At 35.5% G+C, this 24,309-nt stretch carries 23 protein-coding genes; 7 read left to right on the top strand and 16 right to left on the bottom strand.

Annotation, left to right across the window (positions count from 1 at the left end; translation table 11 throughout):
• Positions 1–26: 26 nt before the first annotated feature.
• The gene (locus CW736_RS12265; protein ID WP_101014502.1) at positions 27–1,253 is read right to left on the bottom strand and encodes a GAF domain-containing sensor histidine kinase; all 1,227 of its coding nucleotides are present in this window, start codon (positions 1,251–1,253) and stop codon (positions 27–29) included.
• 444 nt (positions 1,254–1,697) lie between these two features.
• Between CW736_RS12265 and CW736_RS12260 the strand changes: the two genes are divergently transcribed.
• From CW736_RS12260 to CW736_RS12250, 3 genes are all read left to right on the top strand, one after another.
• Complete coding sequence (locus CW736_RS12260; RefSeq protein WP_101014499.1) at positions 1,698–2,456, top strand: DUF481 domain-containing protein; 759 nt, start codon at positions 1,698–1,700, stop codon at positions 2,454–2,456.
• A gap of 409 nt (positions 2,457–2,865) precedes the next feature.
• On the top strand, positions 2,866–4,317 hold the full coding sequence (locus tag CW736_RS12255) for a pyridoxal phosphate-dependent decarboxylase family protein (RefSeq protein ID WP_101014497.1): 1,452 nt from the start codon (positions 2,866–2,868) through the stop codon (positions 4,315–4,317).
• Between the two features lie 168 nt (positions 4,318–4,485).
• A complete protein-coding gene (locus tag CW736_RS12250) occupies positions 4,486–4,863 on the top strand; it encodes a DoxX family protein (RefSeq protein ID WP_101014494.1) in 378 nt (125 codons plus the stop codon).
• Positions 4,864–5,241: 378 nt separating this feature from the next.
• Here CW736_RS12250 and CW736_RS12245 read toward each other — a convergent pair whose 3' ends face one another.
• The 5 genes from CW736_RS12245 to CW736_RS12225 form a co-directional block, all read right to left on the bottom strand.
• On the bottom strand, positions 5,242–5,589 hold the full coding sequence (locus tag CW736_RS12245) for a DoxX family protein (RefSeq protein ID WP_101014492.1): 348 nt from the start codon (positions 5,587–5,589) through the stop codon (positions 5,242–5,244).
• Between the two features lie 68 nt (positions 5,590–5,657).
• Positions 5,658–6,146, bottom strand: coding sequence for a hypothetical protein (locus CW736_RS12240; RefSeq protein ID WP_101014490.1), 489 nt, complete (start codon positions 6,144–6,146; stop codon positions 5,658–5,660).
• Positions 6,147–6,223: 77 nt separating this feature from the next.
• Positions 6,224–6,442, bottom strand: a complete 219-nt coding sequence (locus CW736_RS12235) for a hypothetical protein (RefSeq protein ID WP_101014488.1) — start codon at positions 6,440–6,442, stop codon at positions 6,224–6,226.
• Positions 6,443–6,553: 111 nt separating this feature from the next.
• Positions 6,554–7,798, bottom strand: a complete 1,245-nt coding sequence (locus CW736_RS12230; protein WP_101014486.1) for a M48 family metallopeptidase — start codon at positions 7,796–7,798, stop codon at positions 6,554–6,556.
• Between the two features lie 21 nt (positions 7,799–7,819).
• Positions 7,820–8,635 (bottom strand): TrmH family RNA methyltransferase, encoded by an 816-nt coding sequence (locus CW736_RS12225; RefSeq protein ID WP_101014484.1) that lies wholly within the window; start codon positions 8,633–8,635, stop codon positions 7,820–7,822.
• A gap of 59 nt (positions 8,636–8,694) precedes the next feature.
• Between CW736_RS12225 and CW736_RS12220 the strand changes: the two genes are divergently transcribed.
• Positions 8,695–9,102, top strand: a complete 408-nt coding sequence (locus tag CW736_RS12220) for an acyl-CoA thioesterase (protein WP_101014481.1) — start codon at positions 8,695–8,697, stop codon at positions 9,100–9,102.
• Here the strand turns inward: CW736_RS12220 and CW736_RS12215 are convergent.
• Positions 9,099–9,392, bottom strand: a complete 294-nt coding sequence (locus CW736_RS12215) for a DUF3817 domain-containing protein (RefSeq protein WP_101015133.1) — start codon at positions 9,390–9,392, stop codon at positions 9,099–9,101. The two genes, CW736_RS12220 and CW736_RS12215, sit on opposite strands and share 4 nt — an antisense overlap.
• Before the next feature lie 199 nt (positions 9,393–9,591).
• On the opposite strand from CW736_RS12215, the gene CW736_RS12210 reads away from it, so the two are divergent.
• A complete protein-coding gene (locus tag CW736_RS12210; RefSeq protein ID WP_101014479.1) occupies positions 9,592–10,839 on the top strand; it encodes an NAD(P)/FAD-dependent oxidoreductase in 1,248 nt (415 codons plus the stop codon).
• A gap of 166 nt (positions 10,840–11,005) precedes the next feature.
• Here the strand turns inward: CW736_RS12210 and ald are convergent, their stop codons facing one another.
• Positions 11,006–12,112 (bottom strand): alanine dehydrogenase, encoded by a 1,107-nt coding sequence (gene ald / locus CW736_RS12205; RefSeq protein ID WP_101014476.1) that lies wholly within the window; start codon positions 12,110–12,112, stop codon positions 11,006–11,008.
• Positions 12,113–12,695: 583 nt separating this feature from the next.
• Positions 12,696–14,273 carry an NADP-dependent glyceraldehyde-3-phosphate dehydrogenase gene (locus CW736_RS12200; protein ID WP_101014473.1) on the bottom strand — a complete coding sequence of 526 codons (1,578 nt, stop codon included), beginning with the start codon at positions 14,271–14,273 and terminating at the stop codon, positions 12,696–12,698.
• Positions 14,274–14,771: 498 nt separating this feature from the next.
• On the opposite strand from CW736_RS12200, the gene CW736_RS12195 reads away from it, so the two are divergent.
• Together CW736_RS12195 and CW736_RS12190 are read left to right on the top strand one after the other, a co-directional pair.
• Complete coding sequence (locus CW736_RS12195) at positions 14,772–15,566, top strand: carboxypeptidase-like regulatory domain-containing protein (RefSeq protein ID WP_232735359.1); 795 nt, start codon at positions 14,772–14,774, stop codon at positions 15,564–15,566.
• Positions 15,567–16,159: 593 nt separating this feature from the next.
• Positions 16,160–16,651 (top strand): YybH family protein, encoded by a 492-nt coding sequence (locus tag CW736_RS12190; RefSeq protein ID WP_157810960.1) that lies wholly within the window; start codon positions 16,160–16,162, stop codon positions 16,649–16,651.
• A 581-nt stretch (positions 16,652–17,232) separates the two neighbouring features.
• Here the strand turns inward: CW736_RS12190 and CW736_RS12185 are convergent.
• From CW736_RS12185 to CW736_RS12155, 7 genes are all read right to left on the bottom strand, one after another.
• Positions 17,233–17,415, bottom strand: coding sequence for a hypothetical protein (locus CW736_RS12185; protein WP_101014467.1), 183 nt, complete (start codon positions 17,413–17,415; stop codon positions 17,233–17,235).
• A 130-nt stretch (positions 17,416–17,545) separates the two neighbouring features.
• Positions 17,546–18,592: a flavin monoamine oxidase family protein gene (locus CW736_RS12180; protein WP_101014463.1), complete on the bottom strand. Its 1,047-nt coding sequence runs from the start codon at positions 18,590–18,592 to the stop codon at positions 17,546–17,548.
• 263 nt (positions 18,593–18,855) lie between these two features.
• Complete coding sequence (locus CW736_RS12175) at positions 18,856–19,551, bottom strand: SDR family NAD(P)-dependent oxidoreductase (RefSeq protein ID WP_101014461.1); 696 nt, start codon at positions 19,549–19,551, stop codon at positions 18,856–18,858.
• A 292-nt stretch (positions 19,552–19,843) separates the two neighbouring features.
• The gene (locus tag CW736_RS12170) at positions 19,844–20,239 is read right to left on the bottom strand and encodes a response regulator (protein WP_101014459.1); all 396 of its coding nucleotides are present in this window, start codon (positions 20,237–20,239) and stop codon (positions 19,844–19,846) included.
• Positions 20,236–22,152 carry a hybrid sensor histidine kinase/response regulator gene (locus CW736_RS12165; protein WP_101014457.1) on the bottom strand — a complete coding sequence of 639 codons (1,917 nt, stop codon included), beginning with the start codon at positions 22,150–22,152 and terminating at the stop codon, positions 20,236–20,238. Before CW736_RS12165 ends, CW736_RS12170 begins: the two co-directional genes overlap by 4 nt.
• Positions 22,145–22,585 (bottom strand): response regulator, encoded by a 441-nt coding sequence (locus CW736_RS12160; protein ID WP_101015132.1) that lies wholly within the window; start codon positions 22,583–22,585, stop codon positions 22,145–22,147. The genes CW736_RS12165 and CW736_RS12160 overlap by 8 nt, the downstream gene beginning before the upstream one ends.
• A 4-nt stretch (positions 22,586–22,589) precedes the next feature.
• Entirely contained in the window at positions 22,590–24,065 is a 1,476-nt protein-coding gene (locus CW736_RS12155; RefSeq protein WP_101014455.1) for a sensor histidine kinase, read from the bottom strand.
• Positions 24,066–24,309: the final 244 nt, after the last annotated feature.

The following is a 24,309-nucleotide window of genomic DNA, read 5'->3' as shown; positions in this document are numbered from 1 at the left end:
CCCAAAAGCTTAATGTTTTGGTATATCTAGTGGATGGATGAGTATGTTTTTACTTTCTTAGGAAGATGTATTTTAAACTCTGTCCATTCTCCTAATTGTGAGTCCACAGTTATACGCCCGTCCATATGTTCTAACAATCTAGCCACCGTCGCAAGCCCTATTCCAGTTCCTTGTTTGCCATTTCTATCTTGTTTTGCTGCCACGTAGAATAACTTGAATACGGAATTGATATTCTCTGGAGCAATACCACTTCCATTATCGCGTACGGTTAATTCATACTCTTCTTGATGTTTGATCAGTTTTATATCGATATGAGTATGGTCTTTATCGCTGTACTTTACGGCATTAGAAATCAAATTGATAAGAATTTGCTTTAATGCTATCTCATTGGTTATTAAGGTGGTGTCTTTTTCAGGGATATATCGTACTTCTACACTTTCATCCATTACAGTCATAGCAATCACCTCTTCTATAAGGTCTACATAACTCACTTCATCATAATCTTCACTAACCAATTCTTCACTGCGGTAAAATTGTAACATTCCGTCAATGTAGCGGCTCATGCTATTTGAGCTTTCTTTAAGATAACCTAAATATTGATCAGATTGTTGGGATAGGTTTTTTTCTCCTTTCCGCAATAAATCTGTGATCATAATAATATTAGACAAAGGTGCTTTGAGGTCGTGGGATACTATACCAGCAAAATCTTTAAGTTCTTGATTGCGCACTTCAACTTGCTCCTTCATTTTTTGCAATTCAAAAGTTTGAAATCGTTCTTCAAAAAGTGACATCACTTGTTTTGCCATAGCTTTTAGAGCATCTACTTGCTTTTCAGTAAGGGTTCTAGGTTGGTGATCGTAAACACACAATGTTCCCAGCTTGTAACCATTTTTATCAATTAGTGGAGCGCCTGCATAGAAGATAGCTTTAAAACCTTCCACTAGAGGATTTCCTTTGAAACGTTTATCTTCTCTGGCGTCAGGAACAATCATGACCTCCTCATTACCAGCTATAGCATGACCACAAAAAGAAGTGTCCCGTGGTGATTCTGACATATCTAGTCCATTTCTCGACTTTATAAAGGTCCTGTTTTTATCTACAAGTGTTATCAAAGAAATAGGAGCGTCACAAATGGTTGAAATGATGGATGTGATGTTGTCATAACTCTCTTCTGGCATCGTGTCGAGCAATCGGTATTTTTCAACAGCCGCTTGCCTTAGGTGTTCGTTATCAGGAATAGGAGGTGAAATCATTGGCTGGTTGCTTATTCTTCTTAAAGAAAAGAATTAATATATTGTTGCGGTTCTTATTGTTAGGCTTTTAACAGTAATTTTTAAATGCAAGCTCGTTCATGAAGAAGTCTTGTGAGACTCTTGTAATTCCGCTTTCGCGAAAGCATCAGTTTTTTATAGAGTATTGCAAATTTAATAAATTTGTTCATGCTATAGTTGGCTATTTTTACTTTAAGAGTTGGTACGTAGTTCTCTTAGCTATGTACTCAAGGTTGTTGGTATAAGTTTATACAGAGAGTAGGCGTAAATAAAACAAATCAACTCCTTTTCAATACTTTAATACAGCAACGACTTGATAAATTGAGGTTTTACGGGAATTAAATCTTTTCATACTTAGCGGATAGTCCTGCTTAAATAAGTATATTTCCCGCTTTTTATAAAAGAGTATTTTTAAAGTGTGATATAATGAGAAAGCTATTTTATTATTTCTTGTTGCTGCCTTTTTTCCTTTCAGCCCAAATCAACGAAAGTGATACGCTTCAATTGAAAGCAAACCTTTCTTTAACTGGTTTTTATCAAGGGGGAAATGTAGAAACTTTGATTTTTAGAGCTAAATCAGATTTTAGTTTTAGGCCTTTAAAGAAGTGGGTATTCAAAACACAGAATTCCTATGTATACCAAGAGTTTGGTAAGAAGAAGGCAGACGAAGATATTTTAAGTCTCAACTTTCTGTATTTAAACCCAGAGCGAAAAATATATCCTTTATTACTAGGGTTTGTAAGTACTAATTTCAGAAGGGAAATTGATTTGCGTTACCTGATAGGAGCAGGAGTCACTTATCAACTTTTGAACAAAAAAAACCATTGGCTTAAAATTGCGGTTTCTAGTGAATATGAGCAAACTGATTTTGGTAAATCTGATTTTAACATCTCAGAGTATGACGGAAGTGAATCTATAGACACTTTTCGTGGTACGGTATGGTTGAATGGTCGCTACCTAGTGTTTAAAAAGAAAGTAATTGTCAACCATGAATTTTACTTTCAGCCTTCTCTGGAGCAAAGCAACAACTTTAGATGGCAAGCAGATGTAAGTTTAGAATTCCCGCTTTGGGAATTTTTAAATTTTAAGATCAACTACATTCACAGCTTTGAAAACATAGTGATAGAAAATCAAAAACAAGAGGACAACTTCTTGACTTTTGGTTTTACTCTAAAAACCTATTGATGAGACACTCAGAGTTGTACTCAAGCTGTCTTTCTAAAATAACATATAGAGTTCGATTCCAGCTCTACCTCATGATCATAAGTGACCGGCTTTTTATGATTAGACGATATGTGATCAAGAACAATAACAGCTTCTGTTTTTGTCAAATTTAAAAGGTGATCTACAAATGCATTTTTAGACATGCCCAACCTTAAAAATTATTGCAAATGAACTTTGACGATAATGAATTTGATAACAGATATCAAACGAGCATACTTATATTCTAAGGATTACACAGTAGAAATGATGATACGTATGCTCGTTTTGCTATGTGTTGAGAAAGCGTATGATTCCATCATTATCAAGGTTTTAGTCTAGGTTTGAGAGGGATTAAGCTTAATTTTGTCGAGTATTAAAGTTATCGTTGCCCATGGATCAGTCACATAAGTTAGAATTGAGTAAAGAGGAAATGAAAGCCTATGGGTATCAAGTAATTGATTCCATTGTAGAACATTTTACTACTCAAAATGAAAAGAGTCCGGTAGCTATCGGGAGTAGAAAGGAAATGGACGATTTGTTTCAAGAAGCAGTTCCTGAATTACCATCAAATCCTAAAGATGTGTTGGACTTTGTTACCCAGCAAGTGTTGCCTCACAGCAACATAGTCTCACATCCTAAATCGTATTCTTTTGTTCCTGGACCCAGTAATTATATAAGTGTAATGGCAGACACACTTGCGACAGGTTTCAATGTCTTTTCTGGCGGTTGGGCCGCATCGCCTGCAGCGGCAGAGTTGGAGATCGTGACGATGAACTGGCTACTAAAGTTGTTCAAATTCCCAGCAAAAAAAGGTGGTGGTATTTTTACAAGTGGTGGATCTATGGCAAATCTTACGGCATTAGTAACGGCAAGAAGGCAAGTATGTGGTGATGATTTTTCCAAGGCGGTGATCTATATGTCTGATCAGGCGCATTCTTCTAATGTAAAAGCCATACGCGTCATCGGATTTAAAAAGGAGCAAATACGCATAATACCTACTGATGGCGAATTCAAAATGGCGATTAATAAATTAAAAAACGCTATTTCTAAAGACCGATTAAGCGGTTTGCAACCTTTCTGTATCATTGCATCTGCTGGTACAACTAACACAGGAACTGTAGATCCGTTAGAGCAAATTGCCGATATCTGTAAAAATGAAAAGCTATGGTTCCATATCGATGGTGCTTATGGAGGTGCAGCGATATTATCTACCAAAGGAAGTAAGGCATTAAAGGGAATTGAAAAAGCAGATTCACTAACCATCGACCCACATAAATGGCTGTTCCAACCTTATGAAATGGGTTGCTTGTTAGTGCGCAAGAGTAAGTGGCTACACGACACCTTTGTTGAAAAACCAGAATATCTAAGAGATATTGAAGGCAACACTTCAGAAATTAACTTCTATGATCATGGAATCCAGCTTACCAGAAGATTTCGTGCATTGAAGTTTTATATGTCTTTAAAAACTTTCGGATTACAAGCTTTTAAAAAAGCAGTAACCTATAATATAGATATAGCAGAAGAGGTAGAAGCTATGTTGAGAAAAAGTTCGTTATGGGAAGTAGTGTCACCTGCAACTCTTGCGATCATTAACTTTAGATATAATCCTATTCATTTGAATTTAGAGGACAAAGAGCTGGACGCCCTCAATCAGGAAATATCTAGAAGAGTCATTGCGTCAAAAGAAGCGCTACTAGTGACCACCGTTTTAATGGATCAAGTGGTACTGCGTATGTGCCTTATCAATCCTCGAACTACCTTAAAGCATGTTAAAGAGACTTTTGCAAGCTGTGAATACTTTGCCCAACAGGTTCTAGAGGAACAGTCACGTGCAGGAGTATAGGTTATGCATGATGGTTTCGCTTTTAATTTCTTAAATAAATAAACTTTATATTTAATGGGAGGGGTTTCAACGTACAGCTCTTATAAAAGGTGTTAAAAATTTATTTATTAGGATAAATTTGTATCTCAAAGTGACCGTTAATTTTTATCTTTCCTAAAATAAAAAAAAATGTCATTTATCCAGATAGTAGAAATCATTATTAAACTAGGCGTAGGGTTTAGTATCCTCAATGTATGGCTTTTGAATAGAAATAAAAGCACCCCATGGCGTGGAGCAAATGCGTCCAGTATGGAAGAAGAATTTGCTACTTACGGTCTTTCAAAAAACGCTATGATTATTGTGGGAACTCTAAAGAGTCTTTTTGCATTATTACTACTTATTTCTATATTTTTCCCAATAACAGAATATACAGGTGCCTTGGGTATCGCTGTTCTTATGACTGGAGCTATTTTTATGCATTTTAAAATAGGCGATCCTATTAAAAAGTCATTTCCAGCGGCATTGTTTTTAGTGCTTTCTGTAATTACCATTTTTATTGGTCAATAAATCGCTACATATTTTTTTATCATTGGTGTTCGATAAGGTTTCTTCAATACGGTGAAACATATTGCTATTAAGGAGTTTCAAAGAAATCTTAATAAAATCACCCTGCTTTTTTCATTCTTCATTATTTACGAAATTAATACGATTAGAATAGGAGCACATCAAATGATAATTACTGTTTTTCAGTTAGTTATAGTGTAGTTTATATTCTATTATCGTTTGTCGGACGATACTGTTTTTTATAGAAACTAACGATATTAGAGTACTTAAAAGTTAATGAATTAGGAATCCTGCCTTTATCATTGATTGAAAAACTGCTTGCTCTCTAAGTTTCTGCTATCGGGCCTATGAGGTTCTTTAATCGTCTTTATTTTTCTTCACTTAAACCGCCTTTATAAAGTGGTAACAAATAATACCGCTAATAACCATAAAAACAAGTGCTGGAGACGATTTATAAACACCATCCTTTATTTTTATCCTCACAATTAATCCAAAAAACATTAATAAACACAAGCCTGCAGAGGCGGCTACACCTACTTTTGCATTAAAGATTCCATAAGTTAAACCTGCTGCTCCCATTACCTGAAGGATACCAGTGAGTAAGCGTTGTAAGGTGTTCAAGCCGTACCTGTTGAATTCCAATCTCATGCGTGGGTTGAGCATGCAGTTCAGTCCGAAAAAGAGGAAAGAAACTATAGTAAAATAGAGCAGGAGATCAAAAGTTTTCATGTTCACAAATTACAGTAAATCCCTTATTTGTTACGTTAATTATATGTTGAAATTATAAAGGATTTTTTTTATTCAAGAAGGTTAAAGCTCTCTATAGTTTTACGGCCTGCACTTAAGTTAAGGTCGTAACAATAGACTGTTATTTCGTAAATTAATTGTTTCGTTTTATTATAGATAACTCCTACAAAGACAGGTGTGTCCTCTTCACCATCAATATCTGTTGCTCTTACATAATAACCACTACTTACATTAGCTAATGGAATTGCTTGTTGCACATCACTAAGTGCTAACTGACTAGCAATTATTCTTGTGGTCTTTTTTAAATCATCTAAATAATCAGCGCTTACCTCAGATAATTTAAAAACCTCAATATCTACTGCAAAATCGTCATTCTCAAAACCTATAACCCGATCAGACTCGGTCTCGTAAGTAGCTACATCTTGAGTAGTAGTAAACTGAATGTGGTATTTTTCAGATTGATGAGTGGTCTGTGACTGTGCGTTTAGCACGTTTACAAATAAAAAGACTAATAAGCCTGTGATTTTAAGATTCTTCATGTCATGTCAAGTTATAGTGATCAATAAGAAGGGATTTATTTCTGTAAAGTAGTCAGGAAATTACCCATTCTAAATTATCACTTTTTTCTCAACAATGCAAGAGTCAAAAAGTAACTAAGAAACAGCCATGGTATACCGTGAAGAAAGGTGTCCCAATAATCCATAAATCCCATTCCTTTTGCGCCACCAGCAATCCATTTCATTTTACCCCATATATGAGGTTCAGGTTGGAAAGGTGCTAGTCCTAAGGTAAGACAAGCGATGAGAGCAAAAAGAATTCTTGTTTTTAGTTTCATGGCCTTTATTTTGTTACTTACTGTTAGGTGTTCAATTGCGCGAAGGCAATAAATTAATTTCTAAACGGCTCCCTTTCTTATACTTTTAGAGCAACTTACGTACTCATAAACCTAATAAACGACATCGCTATTCATAGCAGTAATACGTTGTTGTAAACTTGGATGCGAATAATGAAACCAAACGTATGCTGGATGCGGAGTTAGATTGCTTAAACTAGTTTTAGAAAGTGTTTTTAAACCACTGATAAGAGGTTCTTTTTTATAGGTGTCCTTTGCGTAATAATCGGCTTGATATTCAAATCTTCTCGATAATAAACTCATCACCATGCCAGTAAGTGTAGAAATAGGGGAGTAAAGCAATCCAAAAGCCACCAGTCCTATATGAAAAGAGGAAAGATTAACTCCTAACGCCTCAGATAATAAACTGCTGTCCACAAATAAGGAAAACAGCCAAAGTGTGAAACCGGTCGTTAGCGTTCCTGCTATCAAATTGTAAATAATATGCTTTCTTTTGTAATGACCTACTTCATGAGCTAGTACTGCAACAATCTCCTCCTCCGTTAATTGTTCTATCAAAGTGTCGTATAAAGTAACTCTTTTCTCACTACCGAAACCACTAAAATAAGCATTTGCCTTTGTAGACCGTTTACTCCCGTCAATTACAAAAACCTTGTCCAATTGAAAGCCTACACTAGCGGCATAATCACTGATTTTATTTTTTAAATCCCCTTCTTCTAGAGGTACTTGTTTGTTAAAAAGAGGCACAAATAATTTAGCATAAAACATATTCATAAATAGGGATATTACAAATATCAAAATCCATACATACCACCAGAAATTAACTCCAGCCCAATCATAACAAAGAATAATTAAAGAAAGCATACCACCACCCAAGAGGGCGGTCAAGAGGTAACCTTTGATTTTATCTAAAATAAAAGTTTTTACGGTTGTTGTATTAAAACCAAATTTTTCCTCAATTACAAAGGTAGAATGAATAGAAAAAGGCAATGAAATAAGCTCACTCGCCAGCATAATAATTCCAAAAAACAACAGAGCTACCAGGATTTGATTTGATGCATAGTTTCTAGCGATTTCATCTACTATAGCAAAACCTTTGAAGTATAAAAACAATAAAATCCCTAGGAATGAAAAAGTGCTTGAAATCAATCCAAATCTAAAATTAGTCTTTTTGTATTCTTGAGATTTTTCATATGCTGCTTGATCATAGACATCTGCTAGTTCTTCAGGAATGGCCTTTGAATACCAAGTGTAATTGAGAAAGCCTAAAATGCGTTCTAATAAAAAATCAAAAACGAGTATTCCTATGATGATGTAAAATATGCTAGTTGCAGTCATGTAAATAGTTGTGGTATGATTTTAAATAAAATTGCGTTGTCTTTTTGCCTCAAAGATGAGGATAGCAGCGCTTACAGATACGTTCATAGAATCTATCTCGCCCGACATGGGTATGATGATATTTGTTCTTGCAGCAGCTCTCATTTCTTCAGATAATCCTGTAGCTTCTGTTCCTACAGCTATAGCGCTAGGATTTCTGTAATCGATCTGATCGTAGCGTTCACTGCTTTGCAAGGTGGCTGCATAAAGATCGATAGCGTTTCTTTTTAAGAACTCTATAACTTCTTTTGTGCTAGCTACAGCTGTAGGTACTGTGAATACACAACCTACACTAGAGCGTATGACATTGGGGTTGTATAAATCTGCTGTGGGGTTAGCAATGATGACCGCATCTACTTTTGCAGCATCGGCTGTTCTTAATAAAGCACCTATATTTCCTGGTTTTTCGGTAGACTCGGCTATAAGGATTAATGGTTTTTCTGTTAATTGGAGATCTGCTAATTGTTGTGATTTCGCTTTCGCGAAAGCGATACAACCTTCAGTTCCAATGCGATAAGCCATCTTTTCATAGACTTCTTGAGTAACAGATATGATCTCAGGATGTTGATCCATTTCTAAAAATGAATACACCTCTTCTTTTGTAAATTGATCTTTATGGAGTAGGATAGGCCCACAAATCAATAATTGATCCATTACAAAACCTCCACGAGCGGCCAGAATCACTTCGCGTTGTCCTTCAATAATAAAAAGCCCTTCTTTCTTACGTGTTTTGCTTTTACGCTGCAGTTGCTCTACATGACGTATGATCGCGTTATTGGGACTAGAAATATGTTTCATCTAGCAAAAATAGGTTTTTCAGCTAGATCAAATGTATCTTTGATTACAAACTATACGATATGAATTTTCACACTAGAAAATGGATTAAACCAGGAGACTTGAACCCCAACGGAACCCTCTTCGGAGGAAGGTTACTGGAATGGATTGATGAGGAAGCAGCGCTCTATACCGTTATCCAATTAGAGAATCAGAAAGTGGTTACTAAATATATGAGTGAAATCAATTTTATAGCCAGTGCAAAACCGGGCGATATTGTAGAAATAGGAATAGGGGTGAATAAATTCGGTAATAGTTCTATCGACTTAAGATGTATTGTACGCAATAAGATGACCTATGCCACCATTATTACCATCGAGAGTATCATTCTAGTGAATCTAGGTGAGGACGGTAAACCAGCAGCACACGGTAAAACTGAAGTAGAGTACCAGCATAATCGTATGAAAGGGAAAGGCTTTGATATGGATTAAGAAATAGCTTTTAGATCTTCTTTTATGTAAACATCTTCCATCCAGAATGTCCCAAAAGGAACAACCGACATCGCGAGAACGATCAGTAGTTTTTTGAAGTTCCATTTTAACAATTGGCTCAGCACTATGGCAACGACCACATAACTTAAAAAAAGAATCCCATGAGCCATTCCCATGATTTTATTGGGTAATAGCACGCCGCCTAAATACTTAAGAGGCATAGTAAGGAATAGGATGAATAGAAAGGAGTAGCCTTCTATTAAAGCTAAGTACTTGAAGAATCTAAGCATTTTTTGTAACACGTTTATTTTGGTGCGACAAATGTAAGTCAGAATTACTAACGCCACCATTTTTAACTCCTAATGAAATGATAATTATTGGGTTGAAAAGCAGCGCAGTCCAATTAAAAATCAAGTTTATTTTATAATATGATGTGTTAAGTATACATTAAAGCCTTTGAAATCTCCTGCTCTAGATTATTTTTGCCCTATGGAAAAAAGCCAACCTCAAATTACTATTATAGGTGCCGGAGTTAGTGGTCTAACTGCTGCTTTAACTTTACAAAACGCTGGTTATAAATCAACCATATATGATGCCAATTCATTTGTGGGAGGACGCGTAAATAGTGTTATTAAAAATGGGTTAATACTCGATCAGGGTTTTCAGGTGATGCTGGACGCCTATCCTGCAGTACATGAATTTCTAGATGTAGAGGCCTTAAAGTTGCGCAAATTTGTTCCTGGTTCCATAATTTTTAAAGACGGTAAGTCTTACAGGCTTGGTGATGCTTCTAGAGATTACAGCTTTTTATGGAGCACCTTAGTTGCGGGAGTGGGATCTTTAAAAGATAAATGGTTGGTGTTCTCGCTTTCGCGAAAGCTAAAACAAAAAACACTTCAAGAGGTGTTTGCTTCTCCAGAAACTACCACAAAAACCTACTTAGAAGAATACGGGTTTTCTCAAAAAATGATAACCAGTTTCTTCACCCCTTTTTATGCAGGGATATTCTTAGAAACCGAGTTGGCAACCAGCAGCCGCATGTTTGAATTTGTCTTCAAAATGTTTACCGAAGGGAATGCCACCATACCCGCTGGCGGTATAAAAGCAATTCCAGAGCAACTGGCTTCTAAGTTAACAGCAGGATCTATTCAGCTAAAACAAAAAGTAACTAACGTCTTAGGAAATGAAATCACATTGGAAAATGGAGAAAAGTTTTTGTCAGATTACACTATTGTTGCAGCCCCAGCTGGTGATATAGTTCCTAATTTACCTAAAGAAATGATTCCATGGCATCAAGTAACGGTGCTCTATTTTGAAACAGACCATGCTGGTTTTGACGAGGCTATCATAGGTTTAATATCAAACGAAGAGGTCTTGATTAATAATTTTCATTTTTTACAAGATGTTTTTGAAAATCACAGGATCGTGATCAGTGTATCCGTTATTAAAAAGCATCGATTAACTGATCAACAACTTGCGGAGCGTGTGATCAAAGAATTGAGAGAAGAAACGGGAATTAAAGCCACTGAATTTATTCAATTACATCATATTAAAAAAGCATTGCCTCAATTGGACTCCTTGAATTATTCCATGACTGCGTCAGAAACACAATTGACAGAACATATATTCCTAGCAGGGGACCATTTAAGTAATGGCTCTTTGAATGCGGCCATGTTGAATGGTAAGGCTGCGGCGCAGGCTGTGGTGAGTAAAATTGAAAGTGCGGTATTATTGTAATTGAGCAACTTCCTTCTCTTATCATTTTTATAAAAAAAAAGAACTTAGCGTAATCTATTGTCACTAGGTCTGAACTATTAAAAACCTTAATCGAGCTAGTACTTGACTACTTAAAACGTTTTTTAGAGTGCCTTAAGTTAGATATACCTGTTTCAAATGGAGTACGTCATCTCACCTTGTAAATTTTTGACCAGCCGAAGGCTTCGTTAATCTCTTGATAAACTACTTTACCAGAGATGATATTCAGTCCTTTTTTAAGGTAAGCATCTTTTTCACAAGCAGCTTTCCAACCCATATTTGCTAACTTCAATACAAAGGGTAGCGTGACATTAGTCAATGCAATTGTAGAGGTGCAAGGAACTGCTCCAGGCATATTAGCTACACAATAATGCACCACATCATCAATGATATATACAGGGTCTTCATGCGTGGTGGGTTTAGTGGTTTCTACACAGCCACCTTGATCTACTGCGACATCTACAATCACGGTTCCTGGACGCATTTCTTTAAGCATATCTCGCGTAATTAAGTTAGGAGCTTTAGCGCCTTTAAGTAGCACACCTCCAATGATCAAATCATGAGTTTTGATATGTTTTCTAATATTAAATTCGTTGGAGAACTCTGTAACCACGTGAGGTGGCATGACATCGTTTACATAACGCAAGCGTTTCATGTTGATATCCATAATAGTAACATGAGCTCCTAGACCTGCGGCCATTTTTGCGGCTTGTATACCTACAACACCAGCGCCTAGAACCAAAACTTTACCTGGGGCCACACCTGGCACACCTCCTAAGAGAACACCGCGTCCTTTTACTGGTTTTTCTAAATATTTAGCACCTTGTTGTATGGCTAACCTTCCGGCTACTTCAGACATAGGGGTTAGTAGGGGTAAAGTGCCTTCATTGTCTTCAACAGTTTCATAAGCAATACAAATCGCCTTTGCTTTAATCATGGCTTTTGTCAATGGCTCACTGGAGGCAAAATGGAAGTAGGTAAACACGATCTGACCTTCCTTTATAAAAGCGTATTCCTCGTCAATAGGTTCTTTAACCTTTACGATCATCTCGCTTAACGCATAAACTTGATCAATAGTATCGAGAATTAAAGCTCCGGCTTCTATATAATCATCATTTAAAAAACCACTACCATCCCCAGCATTTGATTGTACGTATACCGTATGCTTGTTTTTTACTAATTCAAAAACTCCAGCAGGTGTCATGCCGACTCTGCTTTCGTTGTTTTTAATCTCTTTAGGAATACCAACAATCATGATTTTATATTTTAAATTATTTGGGGAAGTTCTGTTATTTATATAAAATCTGAAAGGATTATGATATAAATTTAAGGGGGTGTCTTGTTATATTTAATCATTTTAGAAAAGAGACCCTGTTTTATATAGGGGTATATTTAATAAACATCATATTTAGTCGCGTTAAAGTGATTTCTAAAAGCTGGGTTTGGAATAAGGTTTCACTTCAAGTAGTGGCATGTAATCTAATGCAGCAACTCATCCTATAGCGAGAATCATAGAAGATTGGTTTTTATTGAATTTTGATAGCTCCTAATAGCGTAAGTATGTATAAGAAGATCTAGAAGGCGATCTGGAAGGCGAATTTTAGAAATATATTTTCAAACAACCTTACTGCACAGGCATTGTATTTCTAGATGATAATAGGAGTGCGTTATATGTTTTAAAAGTATTTCTTTAGAGATTACTTCGTCCTAGTGCTGTATAAATTTAAGGTTCCCTGTTTTAAAATAGGGACCCTTAAATAAGTCATCAGTTTTTGTCGATCATAAAAAGGTCGCCATAATTGTTTTGAAAACCAATGTTAAAAATTCTAGGCTGCTTCTTAAAGCAGGTAATCAGTACTTACAAAATTGGATGCCTTTGCATCCATCAAGTTCTTTAAAATGGCATTGTTATACGCATTGTCTTTAGACGCCAAAAATGTTCTAATAGAAAAGGAGCGCAAGGCATCATGAACACTTAAGGTACCAACAGCAGAGTCTTTTCTTCCCGTAAATGGATATACATCTGGTCCACGCTGACAGGAGCTGTTCAGGTTCACACGGCAAACTAAATTCACCAACGTATCTATGAGTGGTGCTAGTGTTTGCACATCTTTCCCAAATAAGCTGACTTGCTGTCCATAATTAGATGCCGCCATGTCATCTAATGGTTCTTCAATATCTGAAAAGGAGATGATAGGAATAATTGGTCCAAATTGCTCCTCTTCATACACGCGCATGTTTTTTGTTACTGGATAGACTACAGCTGGGAAGATATAATTATCAGTGGTTACGCCTCCTTTTTGATTGATGATTTTCCCTCCTTTTTCTAAAGCATCATCAATCAACTCTTGTATATAAGCAGGTTTATTAGGTTCTGGTAAAGGGGTTAATTGAGCTCCGTCTTCCCATGGATTCCCAAATTTTAGAGCATCTACTTTTTGAGAGAAACGTTTGTTAAACTCCTCAACTACCGATTCATGAACGTACAATACTTTAAGAGCGGTACAACGCTGACCATTAAATGATGTGGTTCCTGCGATACATTCGTCTATGGCCAAATCTAAGTCGGCATCTTCCAATACAATTGCTGGGTTTTTTGCTTCTAATCCCAGCACCATACGCAATCGATTACTTTTAGGGTGTACGCTTTGTAAGGCATTTGCCGAATTACTATGACCTATAAGTGCGAGCACATCAACACGTCCATCCTTCATGATTGGATTTGCTACGGTTCTTCCTCTTCCAAAAATAATATTGACCACTCCTTTTGGAAAACTATTTTGAAAGGCCTCTAATAGTGGGCATAACAAAAGCACTCCAAATTTTGCGGGTTTAAAGATAGCCGTATTACCCATGATCAACGCGGGAATTAAAAGGGCAAAGGTTTCGTTTAATGGGTAATTATAAGGCCCAAGACACAATACAACTCCAAGAGGTCCTCTTCTTATATGTGCATTGACACCGCTATGTTTTTCAAATTTTGCGCTATCACGATCCATTTGTTTGTAATCTTCAATAGTATCGTAGATATAGTCTACTGTTCTATCAAACTCTTTTTCAGAGTCTGGTAAGTTTTTGCCTATTTCCCACATCAACAATTTCACAACTGCTGCTCGCTTTGTTTTCATTTGTTCCACAAACTTTTTCATACAAGAAATACGGTCTTCAACTTTCATAGTAGGCCATAAACCTTGGCCTCTATCATAAGCTGCAACGGCAGCATCTAGCGATTCGATAGCCTCTTTTTCGCCTAAGTTAGGGATACTACCCAATAGAGTAGGTTGATAGGTCTCTGTTGAAGATATGCTGGAGAATACTTGAGAACTTTCGCCATTCCATTGTCTTAATTCCCCGTTGACTAGGTAGAATTTTTGAGCTATAATGTCTTTGATTTGATACTTTTCTGGAATATTCATAGGGTAGTGCGCATTAGTTCAACAAATAAAGATGGAATATAGGAATTTTCTTGTTATACAGTTCTTCAAAAACGTTAAACAAGTGTCTAAGGTTAACTGCTTGTGCGAGTTGTATGTTTCACTTATCTAAGTTTTCTGTTTTCATCTATTGCTCATTTAAGGAGCAATGATGTTGGTGTTTTACTAGATAAGAAAAAAATACAGCGGCTGTTATTAAAAGGGTTATTGCAATAGTGATGATCGTAGTTTAAGAACAAAAAACTTGAGTTGTGACCTCCATAACAGGTTTTTTTTAAGACGGAAAGGTCAACCTATATTTTGATTATTCTAGACGCTTCCACAAAGAGATTTTAATTCTATAAGGGTATTCATAGATGCTAATTGATCCTATCTATAGTTTAAATTGATCGACAGGATAATGATATTTAATGCAAGTTTATAGTTAATCATACTTTCTACAGACGTTTTAGAAACTATCTTTATATGAGATATAACACCATGAAAATACTACTGCCATTATTCGTTTTTTGTTGGAGCCTTATGGCTACATCACAAGATATCATAAGAGAAAAAGTCGATGGAAAAATTATAGTCGAAGGAAGTGATATAAAAGGAATCACTATTTACAATACTGCTTCAAAAATAGGTGCAACTACAAATGAAAAAGGAGCGTTTCAAATTGAAGTGGCTTTAAACGATCTTATAGAAGTAAGAGCTGTAGAATATCAAAACTTTGATGTAAAAGTGAGTTCATCTATCTTAAAATCTAAGAAGATGCTTATTTTCTTAATTGAAGAAGTGAATAAGTTAGATGAAGTCATCGTAAAAACCAATAAACTATCAGGTAACATTAATAATGATTTAAAAAAGGCAAACTCCTATCAATTGAAGTCAAATGTGCTCTATTTTGGAATAAAAGATAAAGAAATAGATTTTACTGGTAATAATAAAAAGCAAATAGAAAATATAGCTGTGGTCTCTAATGCCAAGACCATGGTAACTGGTTTGAATGTCATTAATGTAGTGGATCAATTATTAATTCCACTATTTAGATCTGAGGTTGTAGACAAGAAAGCTGCTGGGGTTCCAGAAGTTCCTGTAAAGTCTATCAAGTATTACTTAGGTTCTACTTTATTAGCAGAAAATTTTGATATACCAGAGCATCGAGTAGAAGAGTTCATTAGGTATGTAGAGGACGATACATTTGATTTTAATCTATTAAATTATGGTAACGAAATTGAATTTCTTGAACTACTAAGTAAAAAGAGCAAAGTGTTTTTGAATAATAAATAATCAAAAGAGATTTTCAAGCACTAAAACTGGAATTTAACCAATAAAATGTCAGAAGAGCTGTGATTTTTTTAACTAACATAATACACTTTAAGTTTAGTAACTAAAACGCGGCTGAAATCCTTGTTTTCGCCACCGCAATACTTCTTGACTTGTTTATTTGATTGTTTTTCATTTTGTGGAATCCCACTCGCATTGCCACATTGGCAAGTCCATTTGTACCAATTAGATTTTGGTTATACATTTCTTCAAAAACGTTAAACCAACATCCAGGGTTCGTTGCTTTTACTAATTGAATGCTTCATTTATCTGGGTTTTCTATTTTCACCTATTCCTTTTTTAATTATCAATGATGCTGGTATTTTTATCGCTTTCGCGAAAGCGAAACCAGCAAAGAATTTATAGCTTTAAACCTCTTAGGTATAAACAATTGAAACCTGTAGAGACTTTATAAGTTGAAGTAAGCAAATCAATTGTTTACGCATGTTTTTGTTTGTAAACAATTGTTGTTCAATTATATAAAAATAAAAAAATCGCTAAATAGTTTTATTAACGGGTTGAATTGGTATCTTTATAGCTAACCAAAACCAATGATCATGAAAAAAACCATGAAATTATTTACAGTTTTATCCTTTTTTATTTTAATTATCACGGCTTGTTCTACTAAGGAAAAAGAAGAAGAAGCGCTGGATATGGAACAAGTTAAAATTGAAATTCAAGCTCTAGAAGACGCTTATGCAGCAGGGGAAAAAGCTAAAGATGCTGCTGCCGTAGCTAACTATTACAGTGAGAATGCCGTAAGTTACAGCCGCAATAAAGAACCAATTAAAGGTAAAGCAGCCATTCAAGAAAGTATAGCCATGAGTATTGCTAGTGATACCACTGGAACTTACAATGTCTACAAAATTGTAGATCTTTTTGCTGAGGGTGATACCGCTATTGAGGTCGGCTCTTGGACCGAATTTGATACTGATGGGAACGAATTGCAAAATGGAAATTACATGTCTTATTTTGAGAAACGCGATGGAAAATATGTGTGTGTACGTGATATGAGTACCACTACAACTCCGGTTAAATCAGATATGTAATCTAAAGAAAAACAGTTTACTTGAAAAGACTCGACTACCTGTGTTTTATTTGCAGGTAATAGGGAGAGCGGTTCCTTATTTTTCAGGCATACCACTAGAGTCAGCATGTTTTATAAAATATAAACTTCCCTCTGATATACATCACAGGGAAGTTTTCTTTTCTACTGTTATTTCTAACTTGTCCTCACAAGATAGAGGTGACCGTTATATGTTTTCATAGAACCAGCTGCCATACAGCTCTAGAAAGTAATTTAGGAGCCCTTTTTTGTTTCATTTTCTAATTCTAGATTTTGTTCAAAAGCTTTGCTATTTTCTAGCGTACTCGGGTCATTGCTTCCAGGGCTTCTTTATTGAAATATTCTTGATGCGACCTAATTCATACATTAGGAAAATCATTGTCGGTCATTATAGGACCTCCAGCATAAAAGACTATAGAAGTCTTTCTTGTAGCCATTGGGTTGTCATGAAATCGCTCGGCTTACCTGGCATCTCGAATAATAGATATACCTTCTTGCTCATTGATTGTATCAGCACAAAAGGCAAGTTTCTCTAGGAGATTTTTTAAGATCTATTCCATGATGTCATTTGAGCCATTGACGCTTATCGTCAATAAGACTGATTAAAGAAATCTCAGTTCCACATAGTTTTGCTGCGATAGCAGTCATATCATCCTCATCCGTTTCTGATAAGGTGTCTAAAATAGAATAGGATTTAATATCCTCTAATCTTTCTTTTTCATTCTTGCGACCCTTGGGCTTAATCATGTGTAAGTTTTAGTTAGGGACAATTGTTGTTTTGTGATTTTGCTTAAGTACTCTCTTAAAAAAATAAAAGCCAAATAGAACTTCTACAAGGATTTATTATGTGAGCTTTTAACAGCTCATCACAGTGCATTTAGAGCTGTGCATTTATGATTTTTTGAGCAACCCTATGAGCTGCATATACGGCACCATCCATATACCCAGCGGATTCTGCAGCTGATTCTGAGCTAGAAATAAATAATTTATTATCAAAAAATGAGTTACTGAAAATTGGATTCCCATTGTTTTGATGTGGATAAACAAACTCATTAGATGCCTGAAAAGTGTATTCTTCTTTGCTCCAGACACATTCTTGGTAATCGATAAACTCCTCTGCTTGATTTCCAAAAACCTCCTTTATTTGGTTGATCACTCTCGCGCGTCTATCCTTGTACGATAAGTTTTTAAAACTAGAATTAATGAAACCGCAGAGGGCGTATTTTGATCTTTTATGATTGCAATGATCATACAATTCGGTAATTGGTCCTGAATGGCTGTAAAAAGTTCCAGATAGGTTTTCTTCTTCCCAAAAAGGATGGCTATAGGTCAAAGCAACTTTAATAGAATCTTCCATCCATGTCTGTGTTTGTTGCGCAATACCTATCAATTGTTGTGGTAGGCTAGGCTCAAAGTCGATTCTTTTGGACCATAATTTTGGAGGAATGGCCAAAACCACTTGATGACCCTCAAAAACCTTATTTGCAGTTACTTGAACAGAATTTACAGTGTACTTGATGCTCTTTACAGGCTGATTAAGCAGGATATCTTTTTTATCTAGTCGTTCCAATAAGGTTTCAATGAGGTGCGAGGTACCTCCAGCAATTCTATAACTAGGTTGTTGACTAGGGGTTTTTATTGATTGTATAGGGGAGTTGCTTGAGGATTGAAATAAAAGGCTACTATCCATGTGTTGTTCAAAATAATCCAGCTCCAATTCTTTTAATAGAGCGATTAAGTATTTATGTTGATGGGTAAACCATGTGGCTCCCATTTCAACGGGTGTATTGTCAGCCCTATTAATAGTATGTATTCTCCCACCAGCTCTATTTCTAGCTTCTAATATTTTAAATGGAACACCTTCTTTTTTTAGACGATATCCTGTTAAAAGGCCAGATAAACCTCCTCCAATTATTAGTACCATTTCTTTAAATTAATTCTTTTTTTGATTGATTGCGTAATTGCTAATTCGTGGTATGCTTCTATAAAAAAGCGCACCAATAAAAACTCCATAGAGGTTGAAATGTAGCTTAGATGGATCAAAGCATTACACTCATTAATGATTTCTGAGCTTTATGCCTATTTGTGAATTTTAAACACCAACTTGAATGATACATTTTAGGATGCTACAAATATTCTATTGATCGAGTCCCTAATTCATTTACCTCAATGTGATGTTGGGACAAGCTAAGATTGGTTCTCGATGGCAGAGAAAAACTGACCATTAGGCCCATCATCATCAATTAAAAGCGGAGCTAAGGCACCAGGAAGCACCGCTTCTACCGGGTTGTCAGCATGTTCACCACCTAGATCTGTCCTTAACCAACTTGGATCCATATAATTAATACGTACCGGTGTTTTCTCTAATGCAGCAGCGATGTCTTGAGATAATTTATCTACGGCCCATTTTGAGGCACCATAAGGCGCTAGTTGCGGCTGGTCCATTATTCTAGAGGTCGTGTTCACCACTCGGCCAAAATTATTTTCAATCATAGCAGGAATAAAGGCACTACAAAGTTTGTACATGGCAACAACATTCACTTTGTAAGTTTCCAGCCAGTCTTCTGTGGTATGCGACCATATATCTTCACGATAAGCTCTCATTATTCCAGCGTTGTTGTATAGTATGTCAACGGGTATTTGTAAAGCTCTAACTTGGTCTATTAAATCACTAATTTGATTTTCATCAGATAGGTCACCATAAACACTGTAGGTATTTACTGAATAGTCTTTTAACAACTCTAGCGTTTCTTTATTGTTTTCTTTTTTCCTTCCGTGTAGTATAACATGACAGCCTAGTTGTGCAAGTCCCAATGCAATTTGTTGTCCGACACCTCGACTAGATCCTGTTATAAAGGCATTTTTCCCTTTTAATTTTATCATTTTATCTGAACTTATATTTTTAGTTATTTGCGAAGTAGTAGTACTTTAAGCACTTTTATCATGGCCTAAATGGCAGACAAATTGATCTAAGGTATTTACATTAATTTTTAAGTTAAATTAAAAAACTGTCTTTTTTATTTAACTTATGTTAAAAACGAAAGGGCGAACAATAATAAATTGATATCTATCAAGTATTTAATAAACAGATTAAAAATATTTCCTAAGAAAGTTAACTTGTAACAACCTTTTTAGGAAAGAGAAGTGTGAAAAGTAGTCAAAATTTATACCCTACCTAAAATATTTTAGATAGGCTTGTTTTGTTAAGTGGTTTTTCAATAAAACCCTTCACATAAGGATGTTCTTTTGCCAGGTTGATGTCGTTTAGGTTAATAGAGGATGAAAGCATGTAAGTATTGTACCGCTCTTTTATGGAAGTATCAAAAAGTTCCAATGCTTTGAGAAATTCCCATCCTGATAGAGTAGGCATGTTGATGTCTAGAAATAGCGTTGTTTTTCCATCAAGGGGATTATGACTTGGCTCTGATTTAATATACCCTAATCCATCCTCAGGGACCGTAAAGTCATGAATAAGTACATTCTTAAATGATTTTTTTAATATCATTTTTGTAAGTAAATTGTTTAACGCGTCATCGTCAATCAAGAGGAACCTTTTTAGTGCAGGTTTCATTTTTTTAAATTTTTAAAGATTATAGTAAACGTGGTTCCTTTTTGGAGTTCACTAGCAATTGTTATGATACCGCCCAGCGCTTCTACTTGAGTTTTTACCATGAATAAGCCTACCCCTTTTCCTTCAACATGAGAATGGAATCGATTGTAAAGTCCAAAAACCTTATCGCTATTCGTTTTCATGTCAATACCTAATCCATTGTCTTTAAAGACGAGAATTGTTTTGCCTTTTGATTTTTTGCTTTTTATTTCTATCAGTGGTGGCACATTTGGTTTACCGTACTTAATACTGTTGCTTATAAGGTTATAAAAGATACTATAGATATAAATTTTGAGGGAATAAATGTTATCTACTTCTGAAAAATCAAAATTGATCTGCACCTTATTTTTTTCAATAATATTACTTAAGCTTATCATGATATTTTCAACAAGTTCTGAAAAGTTTACGAATTCTTTTTCTGCGTAAACCTCGTTTTCACTTTGTAAGATGTTGCTGATGTCTTTAATAATGGTGTCGAGACCTTTAATCGACGTTGAAATTGCTATCAGAGATTCTTTTTGCTCTTGCAAAGTGAGTGTTTCATCTTGTAAAATTTCGGAAAACCCTATAATATTAGCCGTTGGGGCTCGTAGGTTATGAGAAATAATGAAGGTGAATTGTTTTAGAATTTGATTGCGCTGAATTAAATCGGCAGTCATTTTCTCTTTTTCTTTTTCTTGTAGTTTTTGTTTGGTAATATCATAAACAAAACAAGAGAGCCCGACTACAGTTTTGTTTTTCCATATGGGGTTGATGGAGAAACTCGAGCATTGATATAACTCACCAATAGTAAATTCTTTCTCAAATTTGACCGTTTTTCCTTTTAGAGCTTGTGAATACATTCTATTCCAATGCTTGACCTCCTCTGGTTCTAATTTTTTTAGAAAGCTGGATACATTATCTCCAATTTTTATATTCAGGTTGTAATTTTTTTTCAGCGTATCATGCAGTAGTTTATTGAAGGTGATATAACAGAAATTAGTATCAAGGGAATAAATTATAGCATCTGTGTTTTCAATTAGTGCGGTTAAGTTAGATCGAGACAACTGCAGTGATTGCTCTGCAAGCTTGCGAATGGTAATATCTTCAAGGGATATAATAACTTTGTAAGTATCTTTCCCAAAATTGATCACATTTAAAAGAAACCATCGTTGTTTTTTGGGAGTATGGCAAGCATACTCCATTTCAAACTGTTCCTTTTCTTTATGGAGAACGGATTGAATACCAGTTAATGCTTTTGCAGCATCTTGATCGCCCTTTTCTATAGCTTGCTTGCATACATCAAAGTAATTGCTTCCTGCCGAAATATTGTTTAAAGATGCTACTCCGTTTTTATTTCCGAAATCCTTCCAAGCTTTATTTACAGCTAATAAATCCCCATTACGATCTATTACAGCTATATGTGCACTGAGCGATGAAAGCACTTCTTTATTAAAAAATTCACTTTCGTATAGCTTCTGCTTAACGCTATTTTTCTCTATAGCACTTCGTACTGCTTGTGGTAGACGGTGCAAGCGATCTTTAAGGATGTAATCATCAGCTCCTGCTTTCATTACCTCCACGGCAAATTCGTCAGATACAGTTGATGTTACTAGTATGACAGGTATTTTCATACCTCTTTGCTTTATTATTTTTATGGCTTCTAATGAATTAAAGGAAGGAAGGGTGTGGTCAGTAATAAGGATATCTGGATCAAAATTTTGGAGCGCATTTTTAAAGGCCTTTTTATTGGCAACAATTACAATTTCAAATTGAATTTTGCCCTTTTTCAGTTCTCTCACTATTAACTCTGCGTCGGAAGGAGTATCTTCAAGGTGAAGTATTTTTATTTTTTTTTTAAATTGATATCGATCTTTGTTGTGATTTCTAAGCATGAGATTGATTCATTAGCAGCCAATAAAAGCTGAGACTTGAAACAGTTTTTACAAATTCGTCATATTCAACAGGCTTTACAATGTAACTGTTAGCACCTAGCATATAAGCGCGCTCAATATCAGGATGCTCTTTGGAAGAGGTAAGCATAACCACAGGAATTGCTTTAGTGCGAGGGTCTGACTTTATACGAGAGAGCACTTCAAGCCCGTCTATTTTCGGCATTTTTAAATCGAGCAAAATCAGTTTTGGTTGAATTTTATGTTCTCTACCTTCCAAGTTCCTATTCCCAAAAAGAAAATCAATTGCTTCCGCACCATTTTTAAGATGTATCAGCTTATTATTGATCTTTGCTTTTCGAAGCGAGCGAATGGTTAATTCTGCATCATTCATGTTATCTTCTATAAGAAGGATATCGACTGCTTTATTTTCCATAAATTCATTCATTTGTGCTATTCTTTTCTGCTGTTTTAATATCATTATCAGGTAAGCTAAAATAGAAGGTTGCGCCTTTCCCTTCTTTCCCATTAGCCCATACCTTTCCATCGTGTTTTTCAATGATGCGGTGAACAATAGCTAGTCCTATACCTGTGCCAGGGAATTCTTCATGAGAATGGAGTCTATGAAATACACCAAATAACTTATGTACATATTGCATATCAAATCCAGTACCGTTGTCACTAATGGAATACACAAGCATTCCATTTTTTCGCACAGATTTTATTTCTATTACGGGCATTGCTTTTTTGGAAGAATACTTAATGGCGTTGGAGAGCAGATTAGTGATGACATGATGTAATAAATTATAATCGGCTACAGCTGGAAGTAAATTGTTAAAGTTGATTTGGGCTTGGTGTACCGTACTTGCTGAAATTTCAGACAAAACATTTTTAACCAATATATTCATATCTATACAGGATTTTTGAATTGCTTTTCGACCTAACCTAGAAAAGGTAAGTAGGCTGTCTATAAGCATTCCCATTCGTTTTGCATTGCTTCTCACTACGCCTAACAATCGTTTCCCTTCGGTATCAATTACATTGCTGTAATCTTCTTCCAGTATTTTTGCGTATCCGTTAATAGCGCGCAAGGGTGTGCGTAAATCATGTGATACAGAATATGAAAAAGACTCTAAATCTTGGGTGTCTTTTACCCTGTTTTGCAATTCGTCAATTAGTATTGAAGAGTCGCTTAATTCGATAGCTCTTTTTTTATTTTCCACGTTTTGAAATGAAAGCTCTTCATTAGCAAGACTTAATTCGGCGGCACGTTTCTCTTTTTCTTTATTTTGATAAGCCAGTTCTTTGTTAGCTATAAGGAGCTCTGCGGCGCGTTTCTCTTTTTCTTTATTTTGATAAGCCAGTTCTTTGTTAGCTATAAGGAGCTCTGCTGCCCGTTTCTCTTTTTCTTTATTTTGATAAGCCAGTTCTTTGTTAGCTATAAGGAGCTCTGCTGCGCGTTTCTCTTTTTCTTTATTTTGATAAGCCAGTTCTTTGTTAGCTATAAGGAGCTCTGCTGCGCGTTTCTCTTTTTCTTTATTTTGATAAGCAAGTTCTTTGTTGGCTATAAGGAGCTCTGCGGCACGTTTCTCTTTTTCTTTATTTTGATAAGCCAGTTCTTTGTTGGCTATAAGGAGTTCTGAAGCGCGTTTCTCTTTTTCTCCGCTCTGATAAGCAAGTTCTTTGTTGACTTTAACGAGTTCGACAGCTCTTTTCTTTTTTTCTTCAATTTGGTAAGCCAGTTCTTTAATAGCTATAACAAGTTCGACAGCTCTTTTCTTTTTTTCTTCATTTTGATAAGCCAATTCTTTGTTGGCTATCACCAGTTCGGCTGCACGTTTATCTTTTTCCTCGTTTTGATAAGCGAGTTCTTTGTTCGATTTGTTTGGTGCTGCTGTTTTTTCTTGATCACTCATCTTATTTTTTATTTAATTTTTTCATAAAAGAATTGGGTCGAGTCTCTAATGGATAAACGAAGCGTCATTTACACCTTATAAAACGCAACTGCCTTCACCAAGTGTATTAAAATAATCTTCATGAAGATAGTCATTAATATTTAAAATAAATTAGTTTATAAGACTGAATGTTAAAGAGTTGATTGATAAAAAAAAATAAAAACCCTTTAACCTTAATACTTTCTGAAAAACAATCCTATTGTTA

This window comes from Nonlabens sp. MB-3u-79, assembly GCF_002831625.1.
Classification (GTDB): Bacteria; Bacteroidota; Bacteroidia; order Flavobacteriales; family Flavobacteriaceae; genus Nonlabens.
This window is presented reverse-complemented; position numbering and strand designations above follow the sequence as displayed.

Bases quoted from the DNA above. Each gene is read 5' to 3' on its own strand.
- CW736_RS12240 (WP_101014490.1), bottom strand. From the start codon at position 6,146: ATGAAGAATCTTAAAATCACAGGCTTATTAGTCTTTTTATTTGTAAAC.
- ald (WP_101014476.1), bottom strand. From the start codon at position 12,112: ATGATTGTTGGTATTCCTAAAGAGATTAAAAACAACGAAAGCAGAGTC.
- CW736_RS12160 (WP_101015132.1), bottom strand. From the start codon at position 22,585: ATGGAAAATAAAGCAGTCGATATCCTTCTTATAGAAGATAACATGAAT.
- CW736_RS12250 (WP_101014494.1), top strand. From the start codon at position 4,486: ATGTCATTTATCCAGATAGTAGAAATCATTATTAAACTAGGCGTAGGG.
- CW736_RS12200 (WP_101014473.1), bottom strand. From the start codon at position 14,273: ATGAATATTCCAGAAAAGTATCAAATCAAAGACATTATAGCTCAAAAA.
- CW736_RS12225 (WP_101014484.1), bottom strand. From the start codon at position 8,635: ATGAAACATATTTCTAGTCCCAATAACGCGATCATACGTCATGTAGAG.
- CW736_RS12235 (WP_101014488.1), bottom strand. From the start codon at position 6,442: ATGAAACTAAAAACAAGAATTCTTTTTGCTCTCATCGCTTGTCTTACC.
- CW736_RS12195 (WP_232735359.1), top strand. From the start codon at position 14,772: ATGAAAATACTACTGCCATTATTCGTTTTTTGTTGGAGCCTTATGGCT.
- CW736_RS12255 (WP_101014497.1), top strand. From the start codon at position 2,866: ATGGATCAGTCACATAAGTTAGAATTGAGTAAAGAGGAAATGAAAGCC.
- CW736_RS12245 (WP_101014492.1), bottom strand. From the start codon at position 5,589: ATGAAAACTTTTGATCTCCTGCTCTATTTTACTATAGTTTCTTTCCTC.
- CW736_RS12180 (WP_101014463.1), bottom strand. From the start codon at position 18,592: ATGGTACTAATAATTGGAGGAGGTTTATCTGGCCTTTTAACAGGATAT.
- CW736_RS12170 (WP_101014459.1), bottom strand. From the start codon at position 20,239: ATGAAACCTGCACTAAAAAGGTTCCTCTTGATTGACGATGACGCGTTA.
- CW736_RS12165 (WP_101014457.1), bottom strand. From the start codon at position 22,152: ATGCTTAGAAATCACAACAAAGATCGATATCAATTTAAAAAAAAAATA.
- CW736_RS12210 (WP_101014479.1), top strand. From the start codon at position 9,592: ATGGAAAAAAGCCAACCTCAAATTACTATTATAGGTGCCGGAGTTAGT.
- CW736_RS12215 (WP_101015133.1), bottom strand. From the start codon at position 9,392: ATGCTTAGATTCTTCAAGTACTTAGCTTTAATAGAAGGCTACTCCTTT.
- CW736_RS12230 (WP_101014486.1), bottom strand. From the start codon at position 7,798: ATGACTGCAACTAGCATATTTTACATCATCATAGGAATACTCGTTTTT.
- CW736_RS12155 (WP_101014455.1), bottom strand. From the start codon at position 24,065: ATGAGTGATCAAGAAAAAACAGCAGCACCAAACAAATCGAACAAAGAA.
- CW736_RS12260 (WP_101014499.1), top strand. From the start codon at position 1,698: ATGAGAAAGCTATTTTATTATTTCTTGTTGCTGCCTTTTTTCCTTTCA.
- CW736_RS12185 (WP_101014467.1), bottom strand. From the start codon at position 17,415: ATGATTAAGCCCAAGGGTCGCAAGAATGAAAAAGAAAGATTAGAGGAT.
- CW736_RS12220 (WP_101014481.1), top strand. From the start codon at position 8,695: ATGAATTTTCACACTAGAAAATGGATTAAACCAGGAGACTTGAACCCC.
- CW736_RS12175 (WP_101014461.1), bottom strand. From the start codon at position 19,551: ATGATAAAATTAAAAGGGAAAAATGCCTTTATAACAGGATCTAGTCGA.
- CW736_RS12265 (WP_101014502.1), bottom strand. From the start codon at position 1,253: ATGATTTCACCTCCTATTCCTGATAACGAACACCTAAGGCAAGCGGCT.
- CW736_RS12190 (WP_157810960.1), top strand. From the start codon at position 16,160: ATGAAAAAAACCATGAAATTATTTACAGTTTTATCCTTTTTTATTTTA.